The sequence below is a fragment of the Cupriavidus sp. 05T313 genome (genome assembly GCF_056396665.1).
Genome location: NZ_JBFTLX010000209.1, coordinates 1 through 12,771 on the forward strand (window position 1 = coordinate 1; position 12,771 = coordinate 12,771).

Here is a 12,771-nt window from a genome sequence, read left to right on the forward strand (position 1 = left end):
AACCTAGACGGCGACGCCATGTCCACCAACATCCCGTCCTGGCGCGATCACATAGCGCGTGGGCATCGGCAGCGTCCGGCTTGTGTTGCCATTGAAGTCGGGCAGGTCATTCCTGAGTTGCTCGCGGAGCGTCACCAAGTAGTCCAAGCATGACGCTTGCCGATATAGGGCTGCGCCATATTCCAAACACACTGGCGCATTTGCTAGCATCTGCCATCGTCTCGCCGGCCCGTTCCGGCCGGCCACCCGTCCCACCTGCAACTGGTTCCAGCAGTCACCTGAATGCCACGCTTTCCGGGCGACATGCCTTTTGAAGTGAAACGCAGCAAAACAAGACCAATTCGGGAGAAGACAGACCATGAACACCAGGACACTGAGCATGCTTGCGGGCGCCGGGCTATGGCTCGCCTCTGGCGCCGTGCTGGCGCAGGGCAGCGGCCTTACGCGTACCCTTGTCGGCAAGGAGGACGTTTCCGTGCCGGGGCGGGAGGCTGTGGTGGCACGGGTGGAGGTGGCGCCCGGCGCCTATGCGGGACGGCATACGCATCCGGGCGACGAGGTCAGCTACATATTGGCAGGCCAGGCCGAACTCCTGATCGACGGGCAACCGCCGCGGGTCGTCAAGGCGGGCGAGTCGTTCGTGGTTCCGGCCGGGGTCGTGCATGACGCGCACAATCCCGGCACCGCGCCGGTCAGCCTGGTCGGCGTGTATGTGGTCGAAAAGGGCAAGCCGCTCGCGACGCCCGCGCCCTGATATCGCTGTCGCTGCATCGGGGCACGTTTGTCGTTYGTCTCCGCCGCGATGCAGCGCACGGTCGATCCCGCGCATCCAGCATGAGGCTCGCCACAATAAAAAAGCCCGCCCCACTTGCGTGGCGCGGGCCAAGTTTCCGTATTCTGGAAACGGGTAGACAAGTCATGAAGAGCGCCCCCGCATCTCCATGACGGAAACCATCTTATCCGGACTGACCGTTGCGGCACTTGACCCATGTCAAACGGACCGCACGTGCCGGAGAACCCCCTCTGCAGGCACGATTTCCGTGGGCGCGGCCATCGACCGGAGATGGCCTACGCCGCATCGTCCAGCTTGACCGCAAAGCCGCGCTGTACCCCTGGCCGGGCAAACAAGGCGTCATACCAGCGCCGGATGTTGGGAAAACGATCGAGCGAAACCTGATGGCGCTCATGCCGCCATGCCCACCCGAGGATCGCGAAATCCGCCACGGATAGCTCGCCCGCGACGAATTCCACTTCCGCCAGCCGCCGGTCAAGCACGCCGTAAAGACGGTTGGTTTCCTCTGAATAGCGCTTGAGCCCATAGTGCCGGTCGGCCTCCGACTCCACAGTGCGGAAGTGATGGACTTGTCCCGGCATGGGCCCGAAGCCGCCCATCTGCCACATCAGCCACTCCAGCACCGGTACCCGTTCGCGCAGGGATGCTGGCAGGAATTTGCCGGTTTTCTCGCCGAGGTAGAGCAGGATCGCGCCGGATTCGAACACGCTGATCGGCTGGCCGCCGGGACCATCGGGATCGACGATGGCCGGAATCCGGTTGTTGGGGCTGATGCGCAGGAAGTCCGCCTGGTGCTGCTCGCCCTTGGTGATGTTCACCGTCTTGACGGTGTACGGCAAGGCCATTTCCTCGAGCGCGACGCTGATCTTGCGTCCGTTCGGCGTGTTCCATGTGTGCAGGATGATGGTCATGGGAATTGGTAGGTGATGAGGGACGGCACCCTGGCTTGCGCCTGGATCAGCTCAGCGGCACGCCAACATGCTGCCGGAAGCCGGCACGCCCGCCGATGCCCTGGTACCAGCGGTCCAGGTCCGGCGTTGCGGGGCGGTCGATCTGGGCGTCGAGGCCGTACCAGCGGCGCGCGTACGCACCCAGCACCAGGTCAGCCAGCGTGAACGTGCCGCACTCGAGAAAATCGCGGCCTTGCAACTGCCGGTCGATCATCCGCCACAGGCCCGCCACGGTGGCGGCGTCGGCATTCAGGCGCGCCACGTCGCGCTCTGCGGCCGACGTTCGCACATAACCCCAGAATACCGGCCTTTCCGCCGGCTGCAAGGTCGAAAGGGACCAGTCCAGCCAGCGGTCCACGCTTGCGCGCACCTTCGGCTCGGCCGGGTACAGCGTGGTGCCCTTCCCGTACTGCATGGCAAGGTAGCGCAGGATCGAATTCGACTCCCACAACACAAAGCCGTCATCGATGAGCGTAGGGACGCGCCCGTTCGGATTCATCGCAAGATACTCGGGCCGGTCGTTGCCGCCGAATTGCATGCCGGCGTCGATGCGCTCGAACGGCAGGCCGAGTTCGTCGCAACACCAAAGCACCTTCTGCACATTGACCGAATTCGCCCTGCCCCAGATCGTCAGCATTCCATGCGTCCCCAGTGAAAACACCTTGTTTGCGGAAGACGTCAACGATACACCAGGCAAGGCCGCGCTGCCGGGACGCCGGGCGATGGCCGCTGGGCTACCCGGTTTGGATATCGGACTCAGTGCGAGAACAGCACGGGAATCGTCATGGTTTCCAGCAACGTCCGGGTCACGCCACCCAGCATCACCTCACGGAACCTGTTGTGCCCATAGGCGCCGGCCACGATGAGATCGGCATCCAGGTCGGCGGCTTCCGACAGCAGCCGCTCGCCCGCGTCGGCCAGGTCGGTCACGGGGAGATTGCATACCGCCGCCGTCACGCCATGCGCCGCCAGCCAGGTCGCGGCGTACTGCGCAGGCGTGTTCCAGGGGTCGTCGGCCTTGCCCGCCACCGTGCAAGTGACAATGGTCACGGCCTCGGCCTGGCGCAGAAATGGCAGCGCATCGTGGATAGCGCGTGCCGCCTCGCGCCCGCCGTCCCAGGCGATCAGCACGCGGCTGCCAACGGTGTTGAACCGGCCCGCCCTGGGAATCGCCAGTACCGGCCGGCCACTGGCAAGCACGATGGATTCGACAAACCCCTCGGCCACGAAGGCCGTCGGATCCGCCGGGTCGGCCTGGCCGACCACCAGCAAGTCCGCCAGGCGCGCTTCGCGCTGGCCGATGGCCAGGGGAAGCCCGTCGAAAGCCTGCCATTGCGCAGTGATCGGCAGCTCTTCCGTCGCGCCCTCGAAGCTGCGCCGCACGATCTCGCCATCCTCCTCGTAACGTGCCTGAAGGGCATCGAGGTAACCGGCGCCGTCGGGCAGCCGGTACACCCACGCGGGTTCGGGTCGATGGCAGGCGAACATGCCGACCAGCGTGGCATTGTGCCTGGCGGCAAGCTGCGCGGCGATTTCGATGCGATGGTATGACCGCCGGCTGGGATCGAGAATCACCATGATGGTGGCGTAGGACATAAGGAGGCTCCCGCCCGTCGGCCGGGCTCGTGATCGGGTCAGAATGCACTGTAGCGCCTGCGCCGCGCAGCGCAAGCGCGGACTGTCCGGTCGTTGCGCCAGGTCAATATGGCCGGGCCGGGGCCATCGGGCAACGCTGTACATGGGAATCCGCGGCAGTGCGAGCCGCGCTTCGATGCCTTCGCGATGCGCGCAACGGATGTTGGCATTCTGTGAACACCCGGCAGGCACGCCTACATGACGGCCATCCGCCCGTCGGCAAGCAATTGCGAGAACCAGCCGCCTGCCAGCGTGGCCAGGTCCTCGATCGCGGCGGGCTCCTCGAATACCCGGCCCTCGCCCGCCACCAGCCGCAGTTGCCGCGGACAGCGAAGGCTGGCGAACGCCAAGTCATTGATCCGGATGCCTTCCGGATCGCCGGCACCCACCACAAGAAGCGTGGGTACGGCCACCTTGCCCAGGGTATCGGCGTCGGCCAGGTCCACTCGCCCCGCGGCGAGCACGAGCGTGCGCAAATCCGCGCCCGCGTCTCCCGCCAGCTTCAACGCGGCGGCGGCGGCGGTGCCGGTGCCAAAGCAGCCGACGGGCAGCGCCGGCAAGCGCAGCCGCGTGCGAACGTAGCCCGGCACCGCTTGCATCACCGCTCGCAGCCGTCCGGCCAGCATGGCAATATCCTGGCGCTTTTCCGCCCGCATGGGCTCCCTGGGCCCGATCAGGTCCACCAGCAGCGTAGCCAGTCCCCTGGCGTTCAGTTTCCTCGCGACATACTGGTTTCGCACAGCGTGGTCGCCGCCCCCGTTGGCATGGACCATCAGCACCAGCCCGACCGGATTGCCGGGGGCGTCGAGCACGCCGTGAAGCCTGGTGCCGTCGCACGCGATGCCAACCGGCAAGCCATCGGCCAGGGCTCTTGCTCCGATGGCCCCGGCGTTGCGCGATTCGATGTCGCGCCACAACAGCGCACGGACCTCCGCGTCGTCCACCAGCGGAAAGCGCTGGTAGGCGTGGTGGATATCGGGATCCGTCCCGGCTGCCCGCAGGCACACGACCTCGTCGGCGCAGGCGCGGACCACCGCCAGGCCTTTTGGTGCGCCGATGGGAACGGCGCAAACCAGCCTGGCCGGCTGCTGCCTGCGCACGGTATGGATCGCCGCCATCATGGTGGCGCCAGTGCAGATACCGTCGTCCACCAGGATCACAACACGGCCACGCGGGTCCAGCCGCGCGCGATGCGACGTGTAGATCGCGCATTGTTGCCGCAGCAGATCGAGCTTTGCCAGCCGCTCCTGCGCAAAATGGACGGGATCGGGCTGTCCCCCCGCCGGGCACTCGACGGCGTAGGTCCAGCCGTTCTCCGTCACGGCGCCAATCGCGGCGACGGCGTTGTCCGGGCCGGCAAGCTTGCTGACCAGCATCACATCGAGATCGCCCTCCAGGGCGTCGGCAAGTCCGCGCCCGACAGCTACTCCGCCCTTCGGAACGGCAAGGATCAGGGGATGCTGGCCACGATAGGCGCGCAGCGCTTCGGCTAGCTGCGCCGCGGCGTCCTCGCGGCTCTCAAAGCGGGCAACTAGCGGATTCACGATCTGCTCCTCTGCTGTGTGCCACGGCAGCGCGGCGCGGCTAGCGCCCAGAATAGACCCCCAGCGGCGATACCACTTGCGCTATGTCAAGGATTGGCAACAGCCGGTCTCAACGTGAAGCGCACCCTACTCACGTGCCCCCCCGGATACCAGAGCGTGTTCCATATCAGGCACTGCCAGTTCACCGGTGGTGCGTCTGGCGCCGGGAACGCTAGATTCGGCCCATTACCAGCAATACGATGACGATCAGCAATACCAGTCCCAACAAGCCGCTGGGCGCGTAACCCCAGCTCCGGCTGTGCGGCCAGGCTGGCATTGCGCCGATCAGAACCAGTATCAGGAGAATTAACAGAATAGTCCCCAGCATTTCGCGTCCTCCTTGACTTCCAGCCGCTGCTTGTCAGGTCACTATATGCGGTAATGAAGCCTGGCAGTTGTCGTGTATCAAGCCGCGCGCGGGCGGGACGGGTGGCGTGCGATAGCAGCGCTGGCCCTGTCTTGCGCGGAGCATCCCGATCAGGACATCGCGTCCATGACGCAAGCCGATGCCCTAAAGGACGGCGCCAGACAGTACACCGACGCCGGCGGTGATCGCCATGGCGAGCGCGCCCCAGAAGGTGACGCGTCCCGCGCCCGAGATTCTGCTGGCACCGCCGACCTGCGCAGCGACGGCGCCTAGCGCGGCGAGAAAGATGAGCGACATTCCCGATACCCATGGCATCAGCCCGCGGCCAGGCGCCAGCCAGGCCACCACCAGCGGAAGGAGCGCGCCGACGGCAAAGCTGGCGGCCGATGCCATGGCAGCCTGGATGGGTTGTGCGCTCAGCGCCTGCGAAATGCCGAGCTCATCGCGTGCATGGGCCGCCAGGCTGTCGTGTGCCATGAGTTGCGCCGCTACCTCCCTGGCAAGACCCGGCTCAAGCCCCCGCTCCACATAAATCGTCGCGAGTTCGTGCTGCTCGGCGGCGGGATCGGCATCCAGCTCTCCACGCTCCCGCCTCAGGTCGGCCTTCTCGGTGTCCGCCTGCGAATGGACCGAGATATATTCCCCCGCGGCCATCGACATGGCTCCGGCCACCAGGCCCGCGATGCCGGTCATCAGGATGTTCGCCTGGCTCGCGCTGGCGGCGGCGACGCCCAGCACCAGGCTGGCGGTGGAGACAATGCCATCATTGGCACCGAGCACCGCGGCGCGCAGCCAGCCTGTGCGATCAACCCGGTGACGTTCACTGTGGCGGGATAAGGACCTCATGGTGCAGCGGCCTCCGATGTGGACTGCAGATGACCTGATGATGCTACCTGCGAGGCCTCCCGGTTGCAACGAAGGCACCCGTTTGCCCGGCCGTGCCTGTGCGTGGATACGCGTTCAGTCGATGGCAAAACGCCGCACCAGCCAGCCCCGCAGCACATAGGTCAGGCAGCAATAGCCAACGAGGATCGGCAACAGCAGCACCCAGAACACGCCGGGCGGCGCCACCAGCCCCAACGGCGCCGCCAGCGGCGAGTATGGCAGCCAGATGCCGGTCAGGCAGATCGCTACGCCGGTGGTGATCAGCGCGGTACTGCCACGGCTTTGTATGAACGGGATCTTGCGGGTGCGAATCACATGGACGATCAGGGTCTGCGACAGCAGCGACTCCAGGAACCAGCCGGTCTGGAACAGGTGCTGCTGCGCAGGCGTACTCGCACCCAGCAGCCAATAAAGCGTGGCAAAGGTGACATAGTCGAACAGCGAACTGATCGGACCGATGCACAGGATGTAGCGGCCGATCTTGCCGATCTCCCAGCGGCGCGGACGGCTGATGGCATCTTCGTCGACGTTGTCCGTCGGCAGCGCGGTCTGCGAGAAATCGTAGAGCAGGTTGTTCGTCAGCACCTGGATCGGCGCCATCGGCAGGAACGGCAGCCAGGCGCTCGCGCCGAGCACGCTGAACATATTGCCGAAATTCGAGCTGGCGCCCATGCGCAGGTACTTGAGCAGGTTGGCAAAGACCTTGCGGCCTTCGATCACGCCGTCGTGCAGCACCAGCAGGCTCTTTTCCAGCAGGATGATGCTGGCCGATTCCTTCGCGATATCGGCGCCACTGTCCACCGAGATGCCCACGTCGGCCGCCTTGAGCGCCGGTCCGTCGTTGATGCCGTCGCCCAGCACGCCCACCACCCGTCCGCGCGCCCGCAGGGCCTTGACGATGGCCGCCTTGTGCGCCGGCGCCAGCTTGGCGAAGAGCTGCGTGCGTTCGGCCAGTTCCCCCAGGGCTTGCGGCGAGAGCCCGTCGAGTTCGTGGCCGAGAACCGCGCGGTCCACGTCGATGCCGACTTCCCGGCAGATCTTGCGCGCGATCACCGGGCTGTCGCCGGTCAGCACCTTGACCTCGATGCCGCTGCCGCGCAGTGCCGCCAGCGCCGGCGCCGCGCTATCCTTGGGCGGGTCGATGAAAGCGATATAGCCGAGCAGGATCAGCCCGGATTCGTCCGCCACCGAGTAGGGCTGCGTATCGGGCGCCGGCGGCAAGGGCTTGTAGGCGATCGCGATCACCCGGAAGCCATCTTCGTTGAGCGCATTGCAGACCGTCATCAGGGCGTGGCGATGCGAATCATCCAGCGCAATGGCCTGCCCCCCAAGTTCGGCGCTGGCGCAGACTGCGTAGACCTCCTCCACCGCGCCCTTGCAGACCAGCAGCCTGCCCTGCGGCCCATCCACCACCACCGACATGCGGCGCCGCTCGAAATCGAACGGCACCTCGTCGATCTTGCGATAGCCGCCCTGTTGCCGCAGCATTTCGCCCACCTCGTCATGGAAGAGCACCGCCTTGTCCAGCAGGTTGTGCAAACCCGACTGGTGGTAGCTGTTCAGGTAGGCGAACTCCAGCACGCGCGCGGTCTCCCGGCCAGCCAGGTCCACATGCTTTTTCAGGATGATGCGGTCCTGCGTCAGCGTGCCGGTCTTGTCGGTGCACAGCACATCCATCGCCCCCAGGTTCTGGATGGCGCTGAGATGTTTCACGATCACCTTGCGGCGCGACATGGCAAGCGCGCCCTTCGCCAGGTTCACGGTCACCAGCATCGGCAACATCTCGGGGGTCAGCCCCACGGCGACGGCCACCGCAAACAGCAACGCCTCCAGCCAGTCGCCCTTGGTCAGTCCGTTGATCAGGAACACCAGCGGCGCAAGGATCACGATCAGGCCGATCATCAACCGGGCGAAGCGCTGCAGGCCTTGCTCGAATACCGTGCCGGACGTCTCCTCCGACAGCGAGCGGGCGATGCCGCCGAACATGGCGCGCGGCCCGGTCAGCACCACCACCACGGTCGCGCTGCCGCTGACCACGGCCGTGCCCATCAGCACGATGTTCTCCAGCGTGCCGGGTTCGTCGCCGCTGGCGCTCTCGCGCGCGAATTTCTCCACAGGCAGCGATTCCCCGGTGAGGGCCGACTGGTTGACAAACAGATCCTTCGACGCCAGCAGCCTGGCATCCGCGGGGACAAGATCGCCCGCCGCCAGGTGGACGATGTCGCCCGGCACCAGCGCGCCGATCGGCAGTTCGCTGATGGCGGGCGATGTCCCCGGCCCGGCCCTGCGCTGCGTGGCGGCGGTGGTATGGACCATGGCGCGCAGCGCTGCCGCCGCGCGTCCGGAGCGGCGCTCCTGCACCGTGGCCACGCCAACGCTGAGCATCACCATCACCGCGATCACAGCCGCGGCGTCGTAATCGCGGATGGCCGCCGATACCGCCGCCAGCGTCAGCAGCAGCACATTGAGCGGATTGAGCAGGCGGCGCAGCAGGTCGATCACCGCCGGACGCGGGCGCTCGTGCGCCACCAGGTTGGGGCCATGGCTTCGCAGCCGCAGTTCGGCCTCGGCATGGGTCAGGCCGTCCGGGCTGGCGTCCAGTTGCTTGAGCAAGGCCGCCAGCGGCGTGTTGGCAGCCCGCAGCAACGCCTCCGGCATGCCGCAGGACGCGGGCTCCGGGCCGGCCGGACCGCCGGACGATGCGGGATGCCGGCGGTGCATCCGGCTCACCCTCTCGCCAAGCCACCGGATGGCCCGGACGATCATCACGGCCGCCTTGCCTGCGCTTGCGCGGCACCGGCGTCCCAGCCCCCGCCCAGCGCCAGGAACAATGCCACGGTGTCCTGCAACCGCTGGGTCCTGGCCTGCAGGTAGCCGATATCGGCCTGGTGGTACTGCGCGTTTGCCACCAGCACCTGCAGGTAGCCGGCGGTGCCGGCCTGGAAGTTGGCCTGCAACTCCTGCAGGGCCTCGTAGGCGACGTCCCGTGCCTGGCGCGTGGCGGCGACCAGTTCGCCATCGTGCTCCAGGGCACGCAGCGCATCGGCTACCTGCCCGAAGGCAGCCAGCACAACCTGCCGGTAACCGGCCTGCGCGGCATCCCACTGGGCCACGGCGGCTTGCCGCCGGTAATACAGTCCGCCACCGTGGAACAGCGGAGCCGTGATGCCCGCCCCGAGGCTCCAGACCGCGCTATTGCCACCGAACAGGGAACCGATCTGCAAGCTGTCGCGGCCGTAGCCTGCGCTCAGGGTAATGGCAGGGAACATGGCGGCGGTGGCCACCCCCACTTCGGCACTGGCAGCGTGAAGCTGCGCTTCGGCCAGCAGCACATCCGGACGGCGCCGGACCAGTTCCGCCGGCAGCACCCGCGGAATGTCAGCCGGCAAGCGCAAGGTCTCCAGCGTCACGGCAACGGGCTCGCCCTCGGCCGGGTAACGGCCCGACAGGGTCGCCGCCAGGTGATCCGCCTGCTCCAGCCGCTGCCGCAGCGGCGGCAGCGTCGCCTCCAGCGAGGCAAGCTGCACCGCCAGGCTTAGCTCGCTGACGTGCGCGGCCGTCCCGGCCCGCACTTGCGCGCGCGTGATCTCCACCTGCTCGCGCACCAGTGCCGCCAGCTCGGTGGTGGCCTGGATCTGGGCGGCATAGCCGGCCTGCGCGACCACGGTGTTGACCAGGTTGCCGGTCAGCGCCAGGTAGGTGGCGCCCAGCGTCTGCCGCTGCAGGTCGACCTGCGCGGACAGCGCCTCGACCGCGCGCCGGTTCAGGCCGAACAGGTCGAGCGTGTAGCTGACGGTGGCGGTCAGCGAGAACAGGTTGAAGACGCTGGACGGAACGGACTGGCCAAAGCGGACCGGCGTGGCCGCCTGCCGCGTCGCCCCGGCGGTGGCGTCCAACTGTGGATAGAACACGCCGGCACCGGCGCGCATGGCGGCCTCGCTCTGCCGCAGGTTGGCCTGCGCTACCTGCAGCGTGGGGTTGCCAGCCAGTGCCGCGTCCATGGCGCTGTCCAGCGCGGTGCTGCCGAACATGCGCCACCAGTCCGCTGGCAGCGCGGACGCGTCGGTGAAGCGCTGCGAAACGCCATCGCCAGCCGGCGTCCGCGCCGCGTCTCCCCCACGCGTGAAGCTGGCCGGCACAGCCGGGTCGGGGCGCACGAAATCCGGCCCCACGGCGCAACCGCCCAGCAAGGCAAGGACCGCCGCGATCCAGGGCAGCGCATGGCGCATCACGATGCGCCGCTCACGTAGACATCGACCAGCTGGCCCGGATAGACATTGACGTCGGGCGGCGGGCTGAACTTGAACAGCAAGGGCAGCACGCGCACGTCCACGCGCTCGGTGCGCTGGTCGGAAAGCTGGATCTTGGGCGTGACGTAAGGCTGCATGCGCAAGAACTCGAGCGGGATGCTGGTGTTGGTGCCACGCACGAACATCCTCGCCTGGATGCCCTTGCCCGCCTTGGCGCCGGGCAAGCGCTGCAGCAGGATCTCGTCGACATAYACGCGCACCGCCAGCGTGCCCGGCACGCTGCCCATGACGATCACGGGCGTGTAGCCCTGCGTGTAGGTGCCATAAGTGCCCAGCGAGGACACGAAGGCGCCCACCGCCGTATTGACCGACATCACCACGCCGTCCACCGGCGCGCGGATCACGAACTTGCCGAGCAATGCCGCCGAGGCGGCAGCGGCCTTGCGCAAGGCGTCCACCTGCCGTTCCTGGTTACGGATATCGTAGACCCAGGCGCCAGCGCGCGTCAGTTCCAGCTGGCGGCGCGCAACGTCGACGTTGCCGCGCGCCACGCGCACCGCGTTGGCTGCGTTGTCCATGGCGTCCTGGCTGACGGAGCGAGCGTTGAGCGCATACGATCGCTGCAGTTTGTCAAACTGATCCTGAACTGTCCTCAGGCCCGCCGCACTCGCCTCCACCTGCGCGCGCGCCACATCCAGCGTCTCCTTGCGCGGCAGCGCCTTCAGTTGCGCCAGTACGGCCTCGGCGGCCTCCGCCTGCGCCTGTTGCTGCGCCGCCAGCGCGCGCTGGACCGAATCTTCGATCACCAGCAGTTCCTCGCCCCGCCGTACCTCCTGTCCCTCGCGCACGGGGATGCGCACCACCGTGCCCGCGACTTCGGGATAGAGGTTGATGTTGGCGCCGTTCTCCTGGTAGCTCTCGATGATGCCGTTGGCGTAGATGCCAGTCTTGTAGGGATTGGCGGCCGGCTCGAATGCCGGCGGCAGCGGCGGTCTTTGCTGGGCGTAGAAGATGGCGGCCACCACGCCGGTGGCGGCTCCTGCCACGGAGAGGATGAACAACCACCTGATCTTCATCCGGCCACTCCCCGCTCGATGCATTTGAGCTTGCCATCTTCCATGTCGAGGATGCGCGTGGCCATGTCGAAGATGCGGGCGTCGTGGGTGACGATGACGATGCAGCGACGGTCGTTGAGGATATGCGTCTTGACGAAGGCCATGATGGCGTGGCCGGTATCGCCGTCCAGCGAGGCCGTGGGCTCGTCAAGGATCAGGATATCCGGCTGGCTGACGATGGCCCGCGCGATGGCCACGCGCTGCTGCTCGCCGCCGCTGAGCTTGATCGGCGGCAGCTGGGCGCGGTTGGCCAGGCCTACGATTTCCAGGTAACGCTTGGCCTCGTTCAACGCATCGTTCCAGTCGCGGCCATTGAGGATCAGCGGGATCGCCACGTTCTCCAGCGTGGTCAGGCGCGGAAACAGGTGGAAGTCCTGGAACACGAAGCCGATCCTGGCGAGCCGGAATGCGGCCAGCGCATCGTTATCGAGCGTCCAGATGCTGGTGCCGTCGATCATCACCTCGCCGCCGTCCGGGCGCAGGATGCCGGAGATGACGCTCAGCAGCGTGGTCTTGCCGCTGCCAGACGGGCCCACGATAAACAGGATCTCGCCGAAGTACGCCTCGAAGCTGACCTGCCGCAGCGCATTGGTCCGGGCCTCGCCTTCGCCGAACCATTTGTCCAGCGCCTTCGCGGCAATGGCAACGCGCGGCATGCTCACCCCCGGAAAATATCGAAGGGCTCGATGCGCAGCACCTTGCGCACGCCGATATAACCCGACACCCCGGCGATCACGATCACCATGACCAGCGCCAGGCCCAGGTTGTGGAAGGTGATCATGGCGGCGTAGTTGGGAAGGCGCAGCCGCGCCAGGCTGATCAGGATGGCGCACAGGCCAATGCCCAGGCCGTATCCCGTCAGCGCCGTGAAGGTTGCCTGGAACACGATCATCGCCACCAGTTCGTGCCCCTTGGCGCCGATCGCCTTGAGCGCGCCGAACTTTTCCAGGTTTTCCAGGATAAAGGTGTAGAAAGTCTGCCCCGAGATCGACAGCCCGACGATAAAGCTGATCACGGTCATCAGCAGGATATTGGTGCCGAGCCCGGTCTGGTACTTGTAGAAGTCGGAGATGCGCTGGATGAACTGGTCCTTGGTCAGCGCGCGGTAGCCCAGCTTCTGCACCTCTCGCTGAATCCGCGTCACATCGGCCGCGGACTTCGGTTCGACCAGGATGTAGGAGATCGTATAGCGC

General features: G+C 66.7%; 12 protein-coding genes. 1 reads left to right on the forward strand and 11 read right to left on the reverse strand.

Annotated features, from left to right (window positions below):
- The first annotated feature begins 358 nt into the window (after positions 1-358).
- Positions 359-754 carry a cupin domain-containing protein gene (locus AC1DKD_RS31435; RefSeq protein ID WP_428180459.1) on the forward strand — a complete coding sequence of 132 codons (396 nt, stop codon included), beginning with the start codon at positions 359-361 and terminating at the stop codon, positions 752-754.
- A gap of 314 nt (positions 755-1,068) precedes the next feature.
- Here AC1DKD_RS31435 and AC1DKD_RS31440 read toward each other — a convergent pair whose 3' ends face one another.
- From AC1DKD_RS31440 to AC1DKD_RS31490, 11 genes are all read right to left on the reverse strand, one after another.
- On the reverse strand, positions 1,069-1,704 hold the full coding sequence (locus tag AC1DKD_RS31440; RefSeq protein ID WP_441633781.1) for a glutathione S-transferase family protein: 636 nt from the start codon (positions 1,702-1,704) through the stop codon (positions 1,069-1,071).
- Between the two features lie 46 nt (positions 1,705-1,750).
- Positions 1,751-2,380 carry a glutathione S-transferase family protein gene (locus tag AC1DKD_RS31445; RefSeq protein WP_441633783.1) on the reverse strand — a complete coding sequence of 210 codons (630 nt, stop codon included), beginning with the start codon at positions 2,378-2,380 and terminating at the stop codon, positions 1,751-1,753.
- 119 nt (positions 2,381-2,499) lie between these two features.
- Positions 2,500-3,339, reverse strand: coding sequence for a universal stress protein (locus AC1DKD_RS31450; RefSeq protein WP_441633784.1), 840 nt, complete (start codon positions 3,337-3,339; stop codon positions 2,500-2,502).
- 233 nt (positions 3,340-3,572) lie between these two features.
- On the reverse strand, positions 3,573-4,922 hold the full coding sequence (locus AC1DKD_RS31455; protein WP_477111777.1) for a phosphoribosyltransferase family protein: 1,350 nt from the start codon (positions 4,920-4,922) through the stop codon (positions 3,573-3,575).
- Positions 4,923-5,133: 211 nt separating this feature from the next.
- A complete protein-coding gene (locus tag AC1DKD_RS31460; protein WP_441633787.1) occupies positions 5,134-5,289 on the reverse strand; it encodes a DUF3309 family protein in 156 nt (51 codons plus the stop codon).
- Positions 5,290-5,472: 183 nt separating this feature from the next.
- Complete coding sequence (locus tag AC1DKD_RS31465) at positions 5,473-6,174, reverse strand: VIT1/CCC1 transporter family protein (RefSeq protein WP_441633789.1); 702 nt, start codon at positions 6,172-6,174, stop codon at positions 5,473-5,475.
- A gap of 114 nt (positions 6,175-6,288) precedes the next feature.
- A complete protein-coding gene (gene mgtA / locus AC1DKD_RS31470) occupies positions 6,289-8,871 on the reverse strand; it encodes a magnesium-translocating P-type ATPase (RefSeq protein WP_441633809.1) in 2,583 nt (860 codons plus the stop codon).
- 107 nt (positions 8,872-8,978) lie between these two features.
- Entirely contained in the window at positions 8,979-10,442 is a 1,464-nt protein-coding gene (locus AC1DKD_RS31475; RefSeq protein ID WP_441633791.1) for an efflux transporter outer membrane subunit, read from the reverse strand.
- Positions 10,442-11,539: an HlyD family secretion protein gene (locus AC1DKD_RS31480; protein ID WP_441633793.1), complete on the reverse strand. Its 1,098-nt coding sequence runs from the start codon at positions 11,537-11,539 to the stop codon at positions 10,442-10,444. Before AC1DKD_RS31480 ends, AC1DKD_RS31475 begins: the two co-directional genes overlap by 1 nt.
- Positions 11,536-12,234, reverse strand: a complete 699-nt coding sequence (locus AC1DKD_RS31485; protein ID WP_441633795.1) for an ABC transporter ATP-binding protein — start codon at positions 12,232-12,234, stop codon at positions 11,536-11,538. Before AC1DKD_RS31485 ends, AC1DKD_RS31480 begins: the two co-directional genes overlap by 4 nt.
- Before the next feature lie 2 nt (positions 12,235-12,236).
- A partial coding sequence (locus tag AC1DKD_RS31490) for an ABC transporter permease (RefSeq protein ID WP_477144131.1) occupies positions 12,237-12,771 on the reverse strand: 535 nt, incomplete at its 5' end.